We start from the raw sequence: 18,806 nt of genomic DNA, 5'->3' as shown, positions 1-18,806 counted from the left end.
TCAGTGGGGCGGCGGCATCGGGTGGACGGCGTTGCCCGCTCCGCAGCCGCCCTCGCCGGCCATCCGCTGCATGCGGGGCGGCGTCCACACGCTGTTGCGGCCCGGCGCGACGCGGGCCAGGACGCAGTCGAACAGGTCCGACCCGTAGGGCTTCGCGACGAGGGCCACGCCGACCACGTCGCCCTCGGTCCGGAACTCGCGCCGGACCGCCGGGTCGAGCCGCAGCGACGCGACCGCCGCGCGGACCTTCGCCTCGTCCGCCCTGCCCCCTTCCGGGACGCGGGGCAGCGCCTTCCGCAGCCGCTCGGACGGGATCTGCGGTGTCTTCGGCCACGGTTTGAACGTCAGCGGGCCGTTGGCCGGGCACGCCACATCGCGGGTTCCGTAGTGCTGCCATTCGGTGGTGGTGGAGAACCGCAGCTCGAAGCACCGCTGCACGGTGACCGTCGAGGTCGGGAACCAGCCGCCGTCCGGGGCCGTCCCGGACGTGCGGAGCACGAGCCGCACGCCGTCTCCCGCGGTCGAGGCGCCGGTCACCCGCATGACCTCCACGCCGTCGAGGTCCGCGGCGCGGTGCGCCATGTCCTGCGCGGGCCGCACCCGGGCGTCGTAGATCCTGTCCCCGGCCCGCTCGGCGGCCTTCCGCGCGGCGTCGGCGGCCACGTCCTCGGGACTGCTCCCCAGCTGCCCGCACCCGGCGGCGAGCAGGACGACCAGCGGAATCACAAAGCGGCGCATGCCCCCGATCCTCCCGACCGCCGCGCCCCGCCGGCATCCGCTCTCGTACTTATTCCTGCCGCGACGTCCGGGCCCCGAGGTCAGGCGTCTGCGGGCTGGACCTCGGGGGGCGCCTCGATCGGCTCGGGCTCCGGCGCGGCCGGGGCGGGACGGCGGCGGCCCCATGCCAGCGCGGCGGCGAAACACGCGAACGGCAGGGCGGGCAGCATGTAGCGGTAGTCGAAGTCGACCGTGATCGGGGGGATCGCCAGGAGGGCGACACCGGACGTCCAGAACAGGGCCGTCCGGGCGCGCGACCGCCGCCACACGATCCCCGCCGCGCCCGCGAGCAGGATCGCGCCGAGCACCGTCCCCGGCACGCTCACATGCTTCTGGTAGCCGCGCAGCACTCCGGCGTACGGCTCGACGACGTGCGTGCGGCCCGTTCCGTGGGAGTACTCGTACACGACCGACCGCCGGTCACCGCCGCCGTAGACGGGCAGCCCGGGCTTGCGCGCCGTGGGGCGCGTGGGGAAGTGGTACCTGGCCTCGGTCCCGACGGTCGGGTACCGCGACCGGTGCCACGAGAACGTCCGGACGAAGAAGTCGTAGGAGGCGACGCGCAGGTAGTCGAGCGGCTGGTTCTTGATCGCCCACAGCGCGAACCGCTGCGCCCGCGCGTTCGTCTCCGCGTCGAACGCCTTCCCGTTGGACCAGCCGGTCGGCGAGTTGTCCTCCCAGATCTGGTGGGACGAGGCGGACCGGTCGCCCTTCGCGCCGTACGGGCACAGGCTCGCCAGATCCGGGGGCGGGGCGAACGCGTCGCAGTCGGCGAACGCGGCGGTCCGTCCCCACAGGAAGATGCCGTCCACACCGGTCATCTGGAACCGGCCGTGCTCCCGCTGGAACCACGTCGCGTACGCCCCGACGGGCAGCGCGAACGTCACGGCGAGCGCCACGTACACCGGCCACCGCGTCCGCCTGACCAGCAGGTAGAGGAGGGCGATCAGGAACAGCGGCACCCCCACGGTCCGCGTGACGGCCGCCACGCCGAGCAGCGCGCCCACCAGCGCGGCCCGCCGCCATCCGGCGGCCCCCGGCTTCGCCAGCAGCAGCATCGCCCCGAACACCAGAACGGTGAACAGGGTGTCGGACAGCAGGAGGTGCTCAAGCGTGAGCTGGTAGGAGTCGAGCAGGACCGGCGTGACGGCCAGCGCCGCCCACGTCCGCCGCACGTCGAAGTCGCGGACGAGCATCCGGTACCCGAGCACCGCCAGCCCGAGCACCGCCGCGTGCTGCAACGCCGTCACCAGCGCCAGGCTGTGGAACGGCTTCAGCGCCCAGAGGAAGAGCCCGTAGCCGGACGGCCTGAGCGGATGCGGGAACGGGTCGTCCGCGATCCGGACATAGTCGTAGCTGTCGTTGAACCACAGCACGCCCCGGAAACCCACCATGGCGAGCACGCGCAGCACGACGCCCGCGAGCAGCACCGCGCAGAGCAGCCAGTTGCGGCGAACGGCCGAAGGGGAGAACGACACCGGGAACCTAACTGTGGGACCTGCGGGCGGACAGAATCCTGCGCCGATCCGGGACCGGCGGCGTCACGCCGGGGCGGGCCACCTGGCTGCGCCTCTCACAGCCACCTGGCTACGTCACTCACGACCGCCCACGCATCGGCCGAGATCCTACCAGCGCACCCCTGTCCCCCTCAGCCCACTGCGACCATCCCCCCAGCCCACGGGGGGTTTCGGGTCCTTCGACGCGGTTCATGTGGACACGGCCGCCTCCCCGTCCGCCGGCAGGTAGTGCGCCCGGCCCTCGTCGTCGAGTTCGACCGATCCTTTCGGGATGATGCAGAACTCGTTCCCCTCGGGATCGGCCATGACAAGGAAGCCTCCAGGGTCGTATTCGGTCAGCCGCCGTCCGCCCAACCGCTCGACTCTGGCCTGCTCGGCCGCCGGATCGTCCGAGTCCAGATCCAGGTGCAGCCGGTTCTTCGCGGTCTTGGAGCCGTCGGTGCGCTGGAAGCCCACGCCCAGGCCGTTCCTGCGTTCCAGCCAGACATACGGCCCAATACGGGAGACGACCGGACGGTCGAGGAGTTCGCTCCAGAAGGCCGCCAAGCGATCGGGGTCGGCCGAGTCGACGATCACGCAGTTGATGTCCATGGTCATCCCTCTGCCCCGGACGAGGCGTCCGTCAACCGTGACGGCGTGCTGACGCCCTAGGCGACCGAGCATGGACAGGGCGGTCGGTTTCACTTCACACGGGGTGCCACTTCCTCCAGGTCGTCGACGCTTCCGGACATGATCGTGCGGACGTGCTCGGTGATGTGCTGGAGCGGCCAGTCCCACCAGGCCAGGGCCAGCAGGCGGTCGACTTCGGCGTCGCTGAAGCGGCGGCGGATCAGTTCGGCCGGGTTGCCCCCGACGATTCCGTAGTCGGGGACGTCGTCCACGACGACGGAGCCGGACGCGATGATCGCTCCGTGGCCGATGCGGACGCCGGGCATCACCGTGGCCCGGTAGCCGAACCAGACGTCGTGGCCGACCACGGTGTCGCCCCGCCCGGGCAGGCCGGTGATGAGGTCGAAATGCTCGGCCCAGGAGGCGCCCATGATCGGGAAGGGGAAGGTCGAGGGCCCGTCCATGCGGTGGTCGGCGCCGTTCATGTGCCGCCGCCCCGGCGCCGTCCCGGCGGCCGGACCGCCCGCACCCGCGCGCAGGTGCTCGACGCGGTCCTCGCGGAGCTCGGCGAGCACGGCTACGACGGGCTCACCATGGAGGCCGTCGCCGCCCGCGCCGGCGTGCACCGCGCCGCGGCTCTGGGAGGACCGCTACGCCCGGTGCGAGGTCGTCGTCACCCGAGCCGTCCGACGCGGTGAGCTACCACCAGGCATCGACGCCCGGCGCCTCCTCATCGCCGCCACCGCGCCGCTGTACCACCACCTGGTGCTCCTCCGCACGCCATCCGACCCGGCCCTGCCCGCCCACGCGGCGAGAACCGCCGCCCTGGCCGCGACCGCCGGCGCTTTCGCTTCCACGACGGAGTAAGGACTTCGCCGCGCACGGGCCGCCCGTCAAAGGATCTTGCTAGCGCTGCCCGGGGACGGCGCCTGCCGGGCCGCCCCAGCCTGCTCAGCGGGGAGTCGGATCGTGACGAGGAGGCCGCCGGTGGGGCGGGGGGTGAGGGCGAGGGTCCCGTCGTGGGCTCGGACGATGCTGTGCACGATCGCCAGCCCGAGGCCGACGCCGGCGTGCTCGCCGGTTCGGGTGCGCCGCGTGCCGCGCTGGAAGGGTTCGGTGAGGGTCGGCACCAGTTCCGGTGGCACCGGCCGCCCGGTGTTCTCGACCCGGACCACGCTCGCGTCCTGCTGCGATTCGGTGTGGACCGTCACGGTGCCGCCGTCCGGGAGGTTGTGGACGATGGCGTTCTGGACGAGGTTGGTCACCAGCCGCAGGATGAGCTCCGCGGAGCCGAGGGCGTGGGCCTTCTCGCCGGTGACGTCGAGCGTGATCCCGCGCCGTTCGGCGAGGGGGAGCAGTGCTTCGGCGGCCTCCTCGGCGATGAGGGACAGGTCGACGCGCTCGCGGGCGAAGCTCCCGCGCTCGCCGCGGCTGAGCAGCAGGAGCGCCTCGGTGAGGTCGATCGCCCGCGCGTTGACGGTGTGGAGGCGTTCGAGGAGTTCGCCGTGATCCCGCGCGGGATCGTTGCGGGCGGCCTCCAGCAGGGTCTGGGAGATGGCCAGCGGGGTGCGCAGCTCGTGGGAGGCGTTCGCGGCGAACCTCTGCTGTTCGGCGACGTGGGATTCGAGCTGTTCGAGCATGGCGTCGAACACGTCGGCGAGTTCGCGGAACTCGTCCTTGCGCCCCCGCAGCCGGATCCGGTGGGACAGCGACCCGCCGGAGGCCATCCGTGCCGCGTCCGAGATCCGGGTGAGCGGTGCGAGCATCCGTCCGGCGAGGATCCAGCCGCCCACGAGGCCGAACACCAGGATGAAGCCCATCGCCGCGGCCGCGGCCGGATAGAAGCCGCGCAGGAGGTCGGAGCGGTCGGGCCCGAGCACGATCACGACGCCGAATCTCCGCTGGATTGCCGAGGGATCGACATCGCGCATCCACCGCAGCACGAACACCCAGAACACGGCCAGCAGTAGACCGCCCCCCAGCAGGAGGAATCCGGCGTAGCTGAGGGTGAGCTTCAACCGGGCGCTGAGCCCCGGGCGCCTGCCCGCGACCGCGGTGTTCGTCTCGACGATCGACACGCGCATGCCCGCGATGCTACGAGCCGCTCCATATCGCCGACGTATGGAAAACCCCATACGCCCAGACAACACCGCGCTGCCTTGACTGGCGAGGTGATCGCGTCGGACCCGGTCCAGGAGGCGGCGGGGACGGCCTCGCCCCCTGGCGGCCCCTGCGGCGCATCACTGTCAGCGCCAGGTTTTTCGACCGAGATGGGACCGTGAGCATGGACTTGAATTCGGCACGTGGCATCGGCCGGCGGCGACTGGTCGCATGGGGCGGGCTGGCAGCCGCCGGCGCGGCGGCCGGGCTGCCGCTGGCGAGCGCCGGGACCGCCCGCGCCGCCTCGCCGCCGACCGGCCCGTCCCGGCGCGGGGAGATCCCGCCGGACACCCTGCCCGGCGGGGCCTACGACCGTTACGTGGCGAAACTGGCCGCCGAGGGCAAGTTCTCAGGTCGGGTGCTGCTCTCCCATCGGGGCCGGACGGTGCTGTCCCGCAGCTACGGCATGGCCGACCAGCAGAAGGGGATCCGCAACCAGGAGGGCACGGCGTTCACCCTCAGTTCGGCGGGCAAGCCGTTCTTCGCGGTGGCCATGTTGCAGCTGGCCCAGCAGGGCAAGCTGCGCCTGACGGACACGGTGGGCACCCACCTGACCGGCTTCGCCGAAGACATCGCCGATCGAGTGAACATCCACCACCTGCTCTCCGGCACGTCCGGGCTGGACGCTCCGGACGAAGACGTGGAACGCGTCTTCCAGAGCCGCGACGAGGTGCACGAGTACTACGAGCAGCGAGCCCGCAAGGCGAAACTGGTGGGCGTCCCGGGCACTCCGAACACCGCCCACGCGGAACCGGAGGTCACCATCTCCGCGCTGATCGTGGAGGCCGTCGCGGGCATGCCTTACTGGGACTACGTCCAGGAGAACATCTTCGACCGCTGCGGCATGACCGGCTCGGGCTTCTACACCAGGCCGCAGTGGCTGGCGGACGGGCACCTCGCGCACCCGTACATGAAGGTGGCCGACGGCAGCGTGGTGGACGCCCTCCGCAACCTGGACAAGGGCAGCCCGAACCCGTACGTGCTCGGCAAGAACCCGGGCCGCGCCTTCATCGACGCCCCCGGGGACGGCGGCTTCGCCACCGCGCCGGACCTGGCCCGGTTCGCACACGCCCTGGGCGACGGCACGGTGCTGGACCGCCCCTGGGCCGACGTGCTCACCGCGCCCAAGATCCCCCACGGACCGGCGTCGTTCGGCGCGTACGGGATCCCGATCAGCATCGTGAACGGCCAGTGGATGTACCAGCGCGCCGGCGGCAACCCCGGCGTCGGCGCCAACTGGAGCATCTACCCCTACACCGGCTGGGTCGGCGTCATCCTCACCAACCGCGACTCCGACGGCGGATCGCTGGTGGACATCATGGGCCAGGAGATGAAGGCCATCACCGGCGCCGAACCCGACCCCGGCTCAGGTGGCTGACCGGCTTACCGGAGTCCGTGGGGCTGGGCGTTCATCCAGGCGCGTTCGAAGAGGACGGGGACGGGGCCGGACGGGACGACGGCCGTGCTCGCCAAGGAGCGGCGCTCGTCCGCCAGCGGCATCAGGCGGATCTTCGGCACTTCGATGGGGAGGCGCGGCGCCTTGTACTCCCGCCATGCGCCGGGCACGAACAGCGAGCGCCCCGCACGCGCCCGAGCGGCGTTCAGCACGAGCCCCGAGTCGCCGAGTTCGGCCGCCGCCGCCTTGAACCGGGCGGGCTTCCAGCCGGTCCACTCCTTCACGTTGCGGTCGGACGGGTCGGGCAGGGCGAGCAGCATCAGGTAGAGGGCCGCCGCGTCCTCGCCCAGCCGGTGGGTCTCCGCGCATTCCTCCACCAGGTGCGGCACCGAGCGTGCCGGGTGCTGCTCCCAGCCCGGCGCCAGGTCCGCGTCGGCGGCCAGGTGCGCGCCGAGCGCGGCGAAGTCGTCGCTGAGCAGCAGACGCAGGTCCGCCAGTGCGGGAAGCCCGGAGCCGCTGGGCACCACCTGGGACGGCAGGGTCGCATCGTAGTAGTCGTCGAGGAGGTCGAGCAGCGGGTCGTCCGGCCCCTTCACCGCGGCCGGATCCACCCGCAGGTGGCTCAGTTCGAAGACGTCGTCCTCGACGAGCGTCACCGCCGGATGGCCGGTGAGCGCGCCGGTGGGCGGCGGGTCGCCCATCAGGTGGTTGCTCTGCAGCGAGAACAGGGTGCGCGGACCGGCGGCGGCCTCGCGCAGCCGGGAGATCGCGGCTCCGATCGCGGGGCGCAGCGGATCGCCGGCCGGGGTCCGGTAGGCGAGCCAGGCGGCGACGCGCGGCAGGGCGAGCGGGTCCGGCTCGCCGGAGAAGGCCCAGGTGTCCGCGAGGCAGTCCGCGCCTGCGGCGACGCGGCCGAGGAGCGCCCACGGCCGCAGGAGCGGCCGGCCACTCCGCCACGGCCACGGGGCCTTCATGCCCGCGCGTGGCAGCGGAGTCTCGCCCTTGGACTGGGTGATCTCCTTGAGCGCGCGGGGCAGGAGTCCGGCGGGCACGGGGAAGCGGGCACCCGACCGCTCCGAGCACCACGCGGCCGCGCGGTCGACCGACGGGCCCGACGTCCACAGCTCTTCCGGGTCGTCCGGCAGGAGCCGTTCGTAGAGCCCGGTGTAGAACTCGGCCGGTCGCAGGGCCCTGAGACCCTCCTTCACCTGGTCTGCCTCCGGGATCCACCGCGTCACGCCGGACGGTCCCGGGCCGAAGTGGACCAACCGGACGGGGTCGTCCCCGCCCAACTGGTACGGCGCGGACAGGAGCGCCCCCTGGAGCACGACGGACGCCTCGGCCTTCGACAGGCCCGTCCTCTCCGCGAACACGGCCGCCATCTCAGGAGTCACCGGAGGGCGGTCCCGTTCGCGCCAGAGCTCACTGAAGCGCGCGAACCACGCCCCGGAGCGCACCGGCTCCAGGACGCGGGCGTCGAGCAGACGCGCACCGGCCGCCGCCAGCGGGCCCTCCTCGGCGAACTCCCCCTCGGGGGCGTACTCCAGGAGCACACGATCCGGGGGCACCGGATAGAGGAAGCCCACCACCATGGCGACGGACGTGGCCGTGCGGAACGCCGTCCCGGGGGAGGCCACGCCGCCCTTCGTGCCCTCGGGCAGTCCGCAGCGCACCACCCGCCAGCGGCCCGGCTCCCCCGACACGAAGGGGTAGGTGCCGTAGGTCGCCGGCCTCTGGTACGAACGCGCCCTCGACCTTGAGGGGACACCGGTGTACGCGGCGGTGTTGGCGTGGTTCTGAAATTCCAGGCCGACCACGTTGCCGTCGAACTTGGCGCTCGGCGTGCTCAGGTCACCGTCCCAGGCGGGCGTGCCGGAGCCCGCCAGGTCCATGAGCCAGCCGCACTGCCGCACGACCGGGTCGGCGTTCTCCGCCGGGGGCGCCTCCCTCGGCTCCTCTCCGGGAGTGAAGCGACGGATGAGGCGTTCCAGCCCCACCCGGCAGTTGACCGCCGTGACCAGCGAGAACGCGACCCTGCCGAAAGTGTCCCTGTCCTGCTCCTTCAGCTCCGGCAGCGCCTTGGAGAGGGCGATGAAGTTCGGCCCCGACACCGCGCGGTTGATGTACTGGGGCTCCAGGAGCTTCAGCAGCTCCTCGACCCGCGCGCGGGTGAACTCGTCCGGCAGGTCGGCCATGAGCAGGGCCATGACGTCCACCGCCGCGAACTCGCGCGCCGCTTCGGCGTCCTTGAGCAGCAGGTCCACCGCCTCGCCCGCGTGCACGAACCGGCCGAGCAGCATCCGCAGCCCGTACAGGTCGAGGCCCGCGCGGAGCAGGGCGCGCTCGCGGGCGCACCACGCGCGCACCTCCTCGTGCCCGACCGGGTTGTCGAACAGCACCGGGAGCCTTTCCCAGCCCTTGGTCTCGTGCGGCTCGTACCAGGTGTTGGACGCGCTGTCCCCGACGGTCATGTCGAGGTCGCCCCGCGCCCGGGCGCGCAGTTCCCGCGCGAACCGCTCGTCCGCCAGCACGTGCCGCAGTTCGGGACGGCGGCCGCAGACCAGGTCGGGCAAGAAAGCGGGGCCGAGGCGCTCCGGCGGGTCGGCGACGGGGACGCCGTGCTCCAGCAGTATGTCGATCATGTCCAGGGGCGTCCTGCGGCGGCCGGTCTCGTCGAGCCGCCAGAAGCGGAACGCCACCGGCACCCCGTCGGACGCGAGCCGCGGGGCGATCCGCTCGGCCAGCTCGTACAGCTCGCCGAGCGGGTCCCTCCACTGAGGTCCCTGCACGCAGGAGACCAGCCAGGCGGCGGCGTCCCCGCGCTGGAGGCCGGGGGCGTCCCCGGCCAGCATCGCCAGGGCGCCGCTGCGTTCGAGCAGCTTCAGCCACAGCGGCCCCTGGCTTGGATATCCCGGACGCAGTTCCAGCACCCGCCGCGCCGCCTCCGGCCCGGCCACCAGGTCCATGGCGCGGCCCTTCAGCGCGGCGGCCCAGAACCCGTCGTCGCTCAACGACACCTCGCCCGCCGCGAAGACCGATCGCAGGAACTCCGCGAGTTCCTCCTCGGGGTCCAGCCCGGCGGCCTTGGCGATCTTCCGGAGGTCGGCGGCGAGCTGCGGATAGACGTCGCCGCCGGCTTCGACCCGCCACACCATGACCTCGCGGAAGCGGGCAAGGCCCTCCGCCGTCGCCGCGCCCTTGGCGGCCAGGTCGCGCGCCCATGCCCGCAGGACCGTCGCGGACACCACGTCCGCGTGCTCCTCGTAGCGCTCGGCCAGCCACTCCGGGTCGGGACGGTGCGCCAGCGTCCGTTCGAGCTTGCGGGCGCGGCCGAACCAGGCGGCGGCCGACTCCGGCTCGTCGTGGGCGTGGGCGGCATCGGCCACCGCGTCCAGGAGGGAGATCAGGAGCGCGGGTGCGGACTCCTCCAGGCCCGCCAAAACCTCCTCTACGGCCGGCTTGTAGAAAGAGCGCCAGCGACCGGTCCGGACCTCCAGGGTGTGGACCTTCTCCGCCGCGAGCCGCTCCACGTCGGGGTGCTCCGCGATGATGCGCTCGGGGAAGGGGACGACGCCGCAGTGTGGGTCGTTCAGGCCGGTCTCGAACAGACCCTCCGGCTCCCACCCGTCCAACGCCATCAGCATGTCGCGATAGCGGACGGCGGGCTCGCGGAGCACCTGCGTGAGCCTGCGGTCGTCAGGGCCGACGTAGGTCCGAGCGCACAGCCCGCCTTCGACCGGCTCCGTGGTGAGCGTGACGCCCGCTTCGTCGAGCGCCTCCGCCCAGAACGGGTCGGCGTCCGCCAGCGCGCGGGGGACGCTCACACCGTCGGCCGCCCACGAACGCGCCGCCTCGCCGCACTGCTCCTCGTGGCGCTTCAGGTACCGCCGAACCGTGAACATCGCGACGAGGCCGGGCGCGCCCCCCAGCTGCGCGGGAACCTCCTTGAGCGCCCGCCCCCGGGGGTTGCGATAGACGATCTCCAGATCGTCCGTGAACTCCGCCGTGTACCCGCCGGCCTCGATCCGCCACCCATACGCGCCGCAGCCCCCATCTCGATCTTGACGCGCCAGCGTACGCACGATGACCGACACCGGCCACCGAACCATCCTCACCGCCGTCGACGGCGGGTCAGCGGTCGACAGCCCGGGCCGGGGGTCGCACGGCGGAGGCGGCTGCGACGGCCGTGGCCAGCGGGTCTCGGATGGGGCGGCCGAGGATGTCGGCGAGGTCGGGGCCGCTGCCGTCGAGGAAGCCGTGCCGGACGCTCGTCGCGATCGAGATGAGCATGGGCGGCTGGAACGGCAGAAGTTCCGGCACGCTCAGGAGCCTGCGGCGGTACTCGCCCAGGTCGATCGTGTGGCAGGGGACTTCGAGTTGTTCGGCCACCTGCGCCGCCGTGATCGGCGTGCCGGTCAACTCGTAGACGCGCCCGCCGTGCCGTGCCGGATCCGCCGCGACGGCCGCCGCGGCCTCGGCGAGGTCCGCACGGGCGACCGCGGCCAGGGCGCCGTCGCCGAACGCGGACTCCACGCCGTCGCCGGTCCACATCAGCAGACCTCCGAACAGCTCGGCGTACAGGCCGTTGCGCAGGATCGTCCACTGCATGCCGCAGGCGCGCACGAGCCGTTCGGTCGCGCGGTGGGCCAGTGCGAAGCCGAGGTGGTCGCCCGCGCCGGTCAGGCTCGTGTAGATGACATGGCGGACGCCGTCACGGACCGCGGCGTCCAGGACGGCTCCGTGCCGCCGGACGACCTGGTCGTCCTCGGCGTAACCGGCGGAGACCAGCACCAGGGTCGACACCCCGGCGAGGTCGATGTCGGCGGGGTCGTCGAAATCGAGGTGCCGCATCCCGTCTTTCGGTGTGCGGCTGCCGCCTGTCGCGCTCGCGCCGCGGGCGTGCAGCGCCGCGAGGGTCGCCGAGCCGAGGCTTCCGTTCGCTCCGGTAACCAAGATCATGTGCGTCACAGACTTCCGTTGTGGTTCTCTTCGGTAACTACGCTTTGATCCTGATTCGCCCGCGCCGCCGGCCACAAGGAGGCAGTTTCATGTCACCCACGCACACCGGGGTAACCCCCGAGCCCGCGGCGCTCGATCCCTGTGGACGCGCGGACCATCCGGACTGCGGGATCCGCGACGTCCTGGACCGCATCGGGGACAAGTGGTCGGTACTCGTGATCGTCGAACTCGCCGGCGGGCCGCGGCGCTTCCGGGAACTGCAACGCGCGATCGACGGCATCTCCCAGCGCATGCTCACCCTCACGGTGCGCAGGCTGGAGCGCGACGGACTCGTCCTCCGCACCGTGTATCCGACTGTCCCCGCCCAGGTCGACTACCGCCTGACCGAGACCGGCGACAGCCTCACCCACCTGGTGAAGGCACTCGCCGACTGGTCTCTCACCCATCGCGACGTCATCGCCGAGGCCCGGCACCGATACGACCAGACCAACCCCGACCACGACATCCGGTAACACTGCCCCTTTCGCTGTGACGCAATTGGAGGACTCTGTGAATCGCAGCTCGACGCCGGCCGCCCGAACTCAGAACCTGCGCGTGCTGGAGGGCCGCTTCGTTCTCGAGCGGGTGTCCGGCGTCCGCACGGTCGCCCTCGGATCCGACCTGCTCGCGCTCGTGCTCGGTCCGGACGGAGGCGCGGCGATGCGGCGCGACGACACGGCCGAGGACGGATGGGCGGCGCTGTGGAACGGCGATGACGCGCACGACCCGGAGGCGACGGGAATGCTCAGCGCCATCGTCGCGCCGCTTGCCGCCGGCGAGCTCCCCGTCTGGACCGCGGCGAGCTACGACGGCGACCTTGTGCTCGTCCCGGCCGACCGGCTTGAGGAAGCCGTCGGCATACTTCGCCGAGCCGGCCACCAGGTGGCCGTATGACTGAACACGCTGAATTTCCAGGAGAGCGGCCGGAGCCCTAGAGATTCCGCCTGCCGCTACTGCTGCTTGAGGTCCGCGAGCAGCGCCCGGAACGCGGCGGGGGCGAGCAGAAGCTTCGGCCCATCCGGGTCCCGGGAGTCCCGCACGCCCACACTCTTCGGCAGGGCGGCAAGTTCGACGCAGGCCCCGCCGTGGTCGTTGCTTCGCCGCGCCTTGCGCCAAGTCACATCGTCCACCGGTCTATCGCCTTTCGTATGAAGTCACGGGAGTCAGTGACGCTCAGTGCGCGAGCCTGCAACTCCGCAAATTCACCGACAACGGTCAAGATATCCCTTGAGTCGTCAGAGGTGACTCCTCCGGTGGAGGTCTCCAGAGAGACCAGTTCCTCTCCTGTCGGTTGCGTGGCGATGTTGAATGATCCGGAGACACCACGGTAGTAGGCGATCGGAGCGATCTGAACGAGGATGTTCTCCCGCTCCGTCGCCTTCAGCAAGTGTTCGCACTGGTCCCGCATCACGCCTGGGCCACCCACCTCCCGCATGAGGACGCTCTCGTCTATGACGACGATGAGCCGGGGCGGTGTTTCGCGGAACAGGATCTGCTGGCGACTGAGACGCGCATCGAGTGCGGCCTCTGAGAGAAGAAGCACGTGGGCGTACTCCTTCGTCTGGAGCAGGCCGGGCACGAACGTCGCTTCGTAGGCGCGGAGTAGGTCGGCTGATGACTCGGCCTCGGAGTAGTCGGCGAAGAACTTCGGGTAGCTCGCGGCGCGAAGGTGCCTGGCCCAGGACGCCGTGAGTTGGTCGCCCGTTTCCAGCGCATGATCCAGTCGCTGGGCGAAGTCCTTGCGGCACCGGGTGTTGCCGCTTTCGACCTGGGAGATATAGGAGGGCGTCACCGCTACACGGTGGGCCAGCTCTGTTCGGGTGATGCCGGCGTCTTCGCGCAGGCGTCTGACCTCTGCGCCGAAGGCCTTCAGGGCCGGGGACGGCTTGCGTTTGGCCATGGCAGTGATCTCCAGTGGCTCTGAAGTGGAATTAAGTGATTTTGAGTCCTCGATGTGCGTCTCGGGGCTTGCATGCTCACGTTACTTCTTGGAGTGGATTCTGTGCGGGGAGTTACCGAAAGTCGGAGGTGATCGTTCATGGAGTGCCCCGCGGAGATCGTGGTGCCGGTTCGGGCCGAGTCGGTCAAGGAAGCTCGGGACTGGGTCGAGGCCGTTCTGGGGAGGTGGGGCCAGGACGCCTATGTGGCGAAGGTCGTGGTGTCGGAACTGGTGACGAACGTCTTGAGGCATACGAATAGCGCGATGGCGACCGTGCGGGTCGTCCAAGCGGACAAGGGGACGGTCGTGGAGGTCTTCGATTCCTCCGACGTCCTGCCGGTACCGGGCTCTGCGGACCTGCTGAGCGAGGACGGGCGCGGGCTGGCGATGCTGGGCGCCCTCGTCAAGGAATGGGGCACGCAGCCGCTAGGAGGCGGAGGAAAGGCCGTGTGGGCGCTGCTCCCCGAAAGCACGTCATGAACGAGGCCGATGCACTGCTCTCACTACGCGAGCGCTACCCGTTCTGGGAAATCTCGCTGGACGGGGGCATGTGGCAGGCCGAGGGGCGCCTCTTCATCCGCTCGTCGTCACCGCGTCTTCTGGAAGCGGCGATGAACGGCGAACCCCCATTCCCGTCCCGCCTGGCCAAAGAACGAGTCCGAGTACGAGCGAATGGAGCGCCAACCCTCCCCAGGCCGCGGCCGGAGGCGCCATGCGGATCGCCCGCGCCAGGCCGCCCCCGCCGGTGGCGCGGCGCTCTGCGAGTGGTACGCGCAGTCCAAGTAGGGGTGGCAGCAGTACGGCCGGAGGTGGCGGTCGTCAGGAAAGCCATTCCCCCGAGGCGATCTGCTCGCCGGTGTAGATCTCGTAACCGGGCGGGATCTGGCCTGCCTCCAGGGAAGTCCGGATGAGCCCGGCTTCTCGATCCGCCTCTCGGGCCTCGGGCTCGCGGCGAATCTCCGGTGGCTCGCGCTCTTCCTGGTCGGTGGTCGGCATGGCTCCGTCCTTGTTCGCTCGGTCAGTTGCCGGTGTTGGCCTGAATTTCACTGACGATCAGGGGGTGGGCTGTGGAGGTCATGGTCTGGTCTTTAGGCGTTGCTGGGCGGCGTCTCAGTACCAGAACGCCTTGAGGACGGCCTGACCGGCGTCAGCAGCAGCCTGGTAGAAGGCGACGAGATCTTCGTGGTGGCTCAGGTGGATCTCTCGGGCGAGCGTCGGGTCTCCCCAGCTCGCGGAGATCACGGCGCCGGACGCCTCCCAGAGCAAGTCGAAGGAGGCGAGCTTCAGGAACGTCGCGGCTTCTCCGACCTGCTCGGGCCGCAAGATCAGGAACGGGGGGCCGTCCTCGCGGGGCACCGGATCACCACCGAAGATCGGCAGTCCGTTCGAATCTCCAGCGTCTGGGGGGCCGCCGGAGGCGCTCGTGTAGAGCTGGTGGACCTCCGCGAAGTCCTTCTCGATCGAGTCAGCGATCCCTGCGGCGTACTCCTCCTGGTGCTTGGCCCACGCCGCCAGCATGAAGGCCTCGATCCACGGGCCGCCTGGGCGGACTTCCGTCGGTGGAAGAGCCCGTAGGTGCATGTGGAAGCTCACGGGTCCGCCTTCTGGATCGTGGTCCGAGTCGCCATTCGGAACCTATCGAACGCCCCTGACACGCAGCCGCTCGGAAGCGGTAGCCGTCCTGGGCTACCCGGCAGGTTCTTGCCGGCTTCCAGGTAGGAAGGCCGGGGGCGCCGCCACGCCGCGGCCGTCGGTGGTGCCACCGGCCGCCATTACCGATACCGGTGCGACGAGATCCACCATCCGCGGGCACGAACGGCAGGGTGGACCGTCTGGGGGAGGCCCGTGCCCGCCGCTCCCGGTCCTCTGCGCCGTGATCACATCGGTGCCGAGACCGACCGAAATCTTGCTCGGAGGTGCACCGATAACGGCGAAGTGCTACCGAGGGGAGGCCTCCCTGCGACAATGTATGCAGGGTAGCCATAGTGGGATATCTGACAACCGAGGCGGGGAGCGTAAAGAGGAGGCGTCCTGGAGTGGAATTGCGGATCGATCTTGCAGGCGGTGATGAGATCCGTGAAAAGGCGGCGTTGCTGCAGTGGTTGCGAACCGATCGCCGCTTAGCCGGACACGTGCGGCTCCGGCGGCGGCCCGCCGGCTCCGAAGAACTCGGTGGAGCTCTCGAGGTGCTGATGGTCGCGGTGGGCTCGGGTGGAGTGGCCGCCGTGCTGGCCCAGTCTCTGCCGGTTTGGCTGCAAAGTCGACGTCCGGCGGTAAAGGTCAAGCTGACCACGTCCACGGGAGAGTCTGTGGAGTTGGAGACCGCCGATGCGTCGGAGGCGCCCCGCCTAATCGAGGAACTGCTGCGAAATCGTGATGACGAGTCTGACTGAGCCTTGGCCCGGCCTGGGAAATTCCCGCGCCTTACTGATCGGTACCTCCCGTTTCGACGAGCCGGCCTTTGCAGATATTCCTGCGGCGGTGCACAGCGTCGATGGAATGGAGCAGGTACTCACTGACCCGGTACGCGGGGTTTGGTTGCCCGGTCAGGTGAGCAAGTTCCTTGATCCGCGGGGGTCTACCCGACTCATCCAGCGGATTCGTCGAGCGGCTGAGACGGTCACCGATGTCCTTCTGCTGTATTACGTCGGGCATGGTTTGATCAGCGAGACGGGTCACCTCATTCTTACGGTGGCCGACACAGCCATGATCGATCCGGATCTGACAGGGATCGAGTACACCCACATCGATCGTGCGATTCGCACGAGTCCAGCGCGCGTTGCGATCGTAATTCTTGATTGCTGCTACTCGGGGCGTGCCATCACCGCACTCGGCGGTTCAGAAATCGTTGCGGACGTCACCAGTATCGAAGGTGCCTACACCCTCACGGCGGCAGCCGAAGGACCCGCACACGTCAAACCCTATGATCCGAAAACCATTATGGCGACTTCGTTCACGCAGGAACTCCTCGACCTGCTTCGTGAAGGAATCCCCGGGGGGCCGAAGAATCTAACCGTCCACACCATATACGGCCAACTTGTGCGCCGCCTTCGCCAGCGCGGACTGCCGCGGCCCAATCAACGTGGTACCGACACGGTTCACAATTTCGTGCTCGCTCGCAATGCTTCCCATGCGCAGCATCTGGCATCCGCTGAGGATGAAGGGGAGCAGAGAGTCGTCGCTCGCCACAATGCCGACGCGGAGGTCCTGCCTGCTTACCGGGTCGATCCTCCACAGAGGGCACGGCAAGTCGGACCTGGCAAGCGTTTCAAAAAGGGCTCCGCTGACGTCGACGATATTCCTGGAATCGACGTGGTTCTGCGCGGGTATGATCGTCGGCAGGTCAATCAGTATGTTCGGCAATGCATGGCATCAGCCCCGATGCCGCTTGCGTCACCTCCTGATTTTGATCTCGCTCTGCGCGGCTATGATTGCGCACAGGTCCGCGAGTACCTCGAATCTCTTGGCTTTGCTGCGCCTCAGTAGTTGTTCATGGTCTGGTGTTCGAGGCGGTGCGGAACAGTCTGTTCCGTAACCCGCGTCGTCCCGCAGGATGAGGCCGCGCCTTCAGCTGTTCCAGCCGGTAGAGATCCACCTCGCGGACCGCGCTCTTGGCGTGGCACCGCAATGGGCGCCCATCCAGGATCTCGACCCTGTGGGGCGGAACAGTAGGACTCCGGCGGGACCGTCAGGACCAGCGCGATCGCCAAGACCGGCCCCATCCCCTGGCCGAACTCACCGCCGGCGAGGCCCCCGCGATGATGACCGGGGACACCAGGGCCGGGTTGAAGACCATCACCGACCGGCTCGTCCGCAGCGTGATCGTCCCGCCGGACGCGGTCGTGGGCCTCTCCCGGGTGCGGGTCATCGATGATCGTCAATCGTGCGTGCACGGGCCGGTGCCTGTTCGGCGCGTCCCGCGGAAGCCGTGTCCGGGTCAGTTGCCGGTGTTGGTTTGGATTTCGCTGACGGTCAGGGGGGTGGGCTGGGAGGTCATGGTCTGGTCTTCGAGGGTGCCGCCGGGGGAGTCGCAGTCCGCGCCCTCGCACTTCCAGGTGATCTTCCAGGTGATGGTGGCGGTGATCTTCCAGGCGCCGCCCGGCTGGCCCGCCGAGGAGCGCTTGTAGGTGTAGTTGCAGGTCTTCCCGTTCTTGGTGCCCGCGTCGTTGCAGACGAGCTGGCCTTCGCCGAGGTTCCAGGTGACGGACGAGGGGGTCGCCGTCGCCTGGACGGTCTGGGCGCCCACCGTGATCGGCTTGGTCTGGACGACGGTGAAGCCGTCCACCCACAGGGACGTCCGCAGCCGCACGAAGGTCTTGTCCTTGGGGGCCGTGTGGACGGTCGGCACGGGAAGCTGGGCCGAGTCTCTGGCCTGCTGCACCAGGGTCCAGGTGTTGGGCGGCGCGGCCGCGGGCGGTGCGGCGGCGCCTGGGCCGGCGATGCTCTCCACGTCCTGGTTGTCGATCAGGCCCAGGGGAGGCGGTGGGCCCACCGGGCCGCCTCCGCCGCCCGAGCCTCCGCCCGTCCCGCCGCCTCCGCCGGAGCCTCCGCCGGTGACGCCGGACAGGTTGCAGTCGAGGCCCTTGTTCGCGCCGCCGCATCCGTCGGCGAGGGCCTGGGCCGGGAACGCGAGTGCGGAGGAGAGCAGGGCCGTTGCCACGGTGACGCGGGACGCCGTGCGGCGCCGGGTGGGGGTGTGAGACATCGCGTGTCCTCGGGGGGATGTCAGCATGTGCCGTCCCGGACGGAGGCGGCGACCTTCCAGGCGCCGCCGTCGTACTGGACGGTGTAGCGGTACACGTAGGCACCGCCCTTCCCGCCGCCGGTCCGCTTGCCAGTCTTGGCGGAGAAGCGGTAGCCGGCGAGGGTGTTGACGCAGTCGATCAGATAGATCTTCGTGCCGTCCTTGGAGCGGGCGTAGACGCGGGGGTTCACGGTCTTCGTGAAGCGCCAGATCTGGCCCTTGGCCCTGGTGGCCTCGATGTCGTCGGTGACCTCGGTGAGGAGGGGGTCCATGGCGACGTCGGAGAGGCCGGCGGGGTCGTTGGTCTCGTAGGCCTTCTTGTAGGCGGCCTGGTAGGCGCGGTAGCGGTCGAGCACCGTCTTGAAGAGCTGCTCGGTCGGGACCGCGGTGGGCGCCTGCGCGGCGGGGGTGGCGCCGCCGGTGTCGAACCGGCCGTTGGGGGAGAGTTCGCCGTTGGAGGACGAGCCGGACGAGCCGCATCCCGCGGCCGTGCACACGGCGAGGACGGCCGACAGGCAGGCGGCGCGGCGGGACCCCAGCGGGGAGGAACGTACCAACCGGGTGCGCATCGCCATCCCTGAGCGGCAGCAAACGACGGGCCGAATACGCGCGAAAGCTTACAGAGGTGCGTGTGGCGAGAAAAGGGATTCGTTGCGTCCGCTTGAC

The 18,806-nt window shown here is 70.2% G+C and carries 21 protein-coding genes and 1 pseudogene; 8 read left to right on the top strand and 14 right to left on the bottom strand.

The genetic code is table 11. The features are described from left to right. From K4S16_RS21530 to K4S16_RS21515, 4 genes are all read right to left on the bottom strand, one after another. Nucleotides 1-738 carry a translation initiation factor IF-2 gene (locus K4S16_RS21530; RefSeq protein WP_149260817.1) on the bottom strand — a complete coding sequence of 246 codons (738 nt, stop codon included), beginning with the start codon at nt 736-738 and terminating at the stop codon, nt 1-3. 80 nt (nt 739-818) lie between these two features. Further along, nucleotides 819-2,255: a hypothetical protein gene (locus tag K4S16_RS21525; RefSeq protein WP_149260816.1), complete on the bottom strand. Its 1,437-nt coding sequence runs from the start codon at nt 2,253-2,255 to the stop codon at nt 819-821. Nucleotides 2,256-2,483: 228 nt separating this feature from the next. Then, the gene (locus K4S16_RS21520; protein WP_149261217.1) at nt 2,484-2,885 is read right to left on the bottom strand and encodes a VOC family protein; all 402 of its coding nucleotides are present in this window, start codon (nt 2,883-2,885) and stop codon (nt 2,484-2,486) included. A gap of 89 nt (nt 2,886-2,974) precedes the next feature. Beyond that, complete coding sequence (locus K4S16_RS21515) at nt 2,975-3,478, bottom strand: CatB-related O-acetyltransferase (protein ID WP_235036972.1); 504 nt, start codon at nt 3,476-3,478, stop codon at nt 2,975-2,977. Between K4S16_RS21515 and K4S16_RS46950 the strand changes: the two genes are divergently transcribed. Continuing rightward, nucleotides 3,371-3,601, top strand: a complete 231-nt coding sequence (locus K4S16_RS46950; protein ID WP_375708337.1) for a TetR family transcriptional regulator — start codon at nt 3,371-3,373, stop codon at nt 3,599-3,601. The two genes, K4S16_RS21515 and K4S16_RS46950, sit on opposite strands and share 108 nt — an antisense overlap. Further along, nucleotides 3,588-3,770, top strand: a pseudogene (locus K4S16_RS46945) (TetR/AcrR family transcriptional regulator C-terminal ligand-binding domain-containing protein); the annotation flags it as partial. The gene K4S16_RS46950 and the pseudogene K4S16_RS46945, both read left to right, overlap by 14 nt. A gap of 26 nt (nt 3,771-3,796) precedes the next feature. On the opposite strand, the gene K4S16_RS21505 reads toward K4S16_RS46945, so the two are convergent. After that, nucleotides 3,797-4,987: a cell wall metabolism sensor histidine kinase WalK gene (locus K4S16_RS21505; RefSeq protein ID WP_149260815.1), complete on the bottom strand. Its 1,191-nt coding sequence runs from the start codon at nt 4,985-4,987 to the stop codon at nt 3,797-3,799. 200 nt (nt 4,988-5,187) lie between these two features. Here K4S16_RS21505 and K4S16_RS21500 point away from each other — a divergent pair, with 200 nt between their 5' ends. Next, on the top strand, nt 5,188-6,441 hold the full coding sequence (locus tag K4S16_RS21500; RefSeq protein WP_149260814.1) for a serine hydrolase: 1,254 nt from the start codon (nt 5,188-5,190) through the stop codon (nt 6,439-6,441). 5 nt (nt 6,442-6,446) lie between these two features. Here the strand turns inward: K4S16_RS21500 and K4S16_RS21495 are convergent, their stop codons facing one another. Both K4S16_RS21495 and K4S16_RS21490 read right to left on the bottom strand, forming a co-directional pair. Further along, nucleotides 6,447-10,553: a hypothetical protein gene (locus K4S16_RS21495; RefSeq protein ID WP_149260813.1), complete on the bottom strand. Its 4,107-nt coding sequence runs from the start codon at nt 10,551-10,553 to the stop codon at nt 6,447-6,449. 37 nt (nt 10,554-10,590) lie between these two features. Then, nucleotides 10,591-11,418, bottom strand: coding sequence for an NAD(P)H-binding protein (locus tag K4S16_RS21490; protein WP_149260812.1), 828 nt, complete (start codon nt 11,416-11,418; stop codon nt 10,591-10,593). Nucleotides 11,419-11,507: 89 nt separating this feature from the next. Here K4S16_RS21490 and K4S16_RS21485 point away from each other — a divergent pair, with 89 nt between their 5' ends. Both K4S16_RS21485 and K4S16_RS21480 read left to right on the top strand, forming a co-directional pair. Next, complete coding sequence (locus K4S16_RS21485) at nt 11,508-11,930, top strand: helix-turn-helix domain-containing protein (RefSeq protein WP_149260811.1); 423 nt, start codon at nt 11,508-11,510, stop codon at nt 11,928-11,930. Nucleotides 11,931-11,967: 37 nt separating this feature from the next. Further along, nucleotides 11,968-12,351, top strand: coding sequence for an ACT domain-containing protein (locus K4S16_RS21480; protein WP_149260810.1), 384 nt, complete (start codon nt 11,968-11,970; stop codon nt 12,349-12,351). A gap of 56 nt (nt 12,352-12,407) precedes the next feature. Here K4S16_RS21480 and K4S16_RS21475 read toward each other — a convergent pair whose 3' ends face one another. Next, nucleotides 12,408-12,587: a DUF397 domain-containing protein gene (locus K4S16_RS21475; protein WP_149260809.1), complete on the bottom strand. Its 180-nt coding sequence runs from the start codon at nt 12,585-12,587 to the stop codon at nt 12,408-12,410. Then, on the bottom strand, nt 12,575-13,357 hold the full coding sequence (locus K4S16_RS21470; protein WP_149260808.1) for a helix-turn-helix transcriptional regulator: 783 nt from the start codon (nt 13,355-13,357) through the stop codon (nt 12,575-12,577). The genes K4S16_RS21475 and K4S16_RS21470 overlap by 13 nt, the downstream gene beginning before the upstream one ends. A 138-nt stretch (nt 13,358-13,495) precedes the next feature. On the opposite strand from K4S16_RS21470, the gene K4S16_RS21465 reads away from it, so the two are divergent. Continuing rightward, nucleotides 13,496-13,876 (top strand): ATP-binding protein, encoded by a 381-nt coding sequence (locus K4S16_RS21465; RefSeq protein ID WP_149260807.1) that lies wholly within the window; start codon nt 13,496-13,498, stop codon nt 13,874-13,876. 339 nt (nt 13,877-14,215) lie between these two features. On the opposite strand, the gene K4S16_RS44410 is transcribed toward K4S16_RS21465, so the two are convergent. Next, nucleotides 14,216-14,392, bottom strand: a complete 177-nt coding sequence (locus K4S16_RS44410) for a hypothetical protein (RefSeq protein WP_160160979.1) — start codon at nt 14,390-14,392, stop codon at nt 14,216-14,218. A gap of 114 nt (nt 14,393-14,506) precedes the next feature. After that, nucleotides 14,507-14,914, bottom strand: coding sequence for a DUF1877 family protein (locus K4S16_RS21460; protein WP_160160978.1), 408 nt, complete (start codon nt 14,912-14,914; stop codon nt 14,507-14,509). A 518-nt stretch (nt 14,915-15,432) separates the two neighbouring features. On the opposite strand from K4S16_RS21460, the gene K4S16_RS21455 reads away from it, so the two are divergent. Together K4S16_RS21455 and K4S16_RS21450 are read left to right on the top strand one after the other, a co-directional pair. Then, nucleotides 15,433-15,789, top strand: a complete 357-nt coding sequence (locus K4S16_RS21455; RefSeq protein WP_149260805.1) for a hypothetical protein — start codon at nt 15,433-15,435, stop codon at nt 15,787-15,789. Then, nucleotides 15,773-16,882: a caspase family protein gene (locus K4S16_RS21450; protein WP_235037023.1), complete on the top strand. Its 1,110-nt coding sequence runs from the start codon at nt 15,773-15,775 to the stop codon at nt 16,880-16,882. Before K4S16_RS21455 ends, K4S16_RS21450 begins: the two co-directional genes overlap by 17 nt. 202 nt (nt 16,883-17,084) lie before the next feature. Here K4S16_RS21450 and K4S16_RS21445 read toward each other — a convergent pair whose 3' ends face one another. The 3 genes from K4S16_RS21445 to K4S16_RS21430 form a co-directional block, all read right to left on the bottom strand. Then, a complete protein-coding gene (locus K4S16_RS21445) occupies nt 17,085-17,264 on the bottom strand; it encodes a hypothetical protein (protein WP_149260803.1) in 180 nt (59 codons plus the stop codon). Between the two features lie 69 nt (nt 17,265-17,333). After that, nucleotides 17,334-18,101 (bottom strand): hypothetical protein, encoded by a 768-nt coding sequence (locus tag K4S16_RS21440; RefSeq protein ID WP_160160977.1) that lies wholly within the window; start codon nt 18,099-18,101, stop codon nt 17,334-17,336. Between the two features lie 20 nt (nt 18,102-18,121). Further along, nucleotides 18,122-18,709: a hypothetical protein gene (locus K4S16_RS21430; RefSeq protein ID WP_149260800.1), complete on the bottom strand. Its 588-nt coding sequence runs from the start codon at nt 18,707-18,709 to the stop codon at nt 18,122-18,124. Between the last annotated feature and the right edge of the window lie 97 nt (nt 18,710-18,806).

This window comes from Actinomadura sp. K4S16, assembly GCF_008327685.1.
Lineage (GTDB): Bacteria > Actinomycetota > Actinomycetes > Streptosporangiales > Streptosporangiaceae > Spirillospora.
The sequence above is the reverse complement of the archived record's forward strand: the minus strand, read 5'-3'. Positions and strand labels throughout refer to the sequence as shown.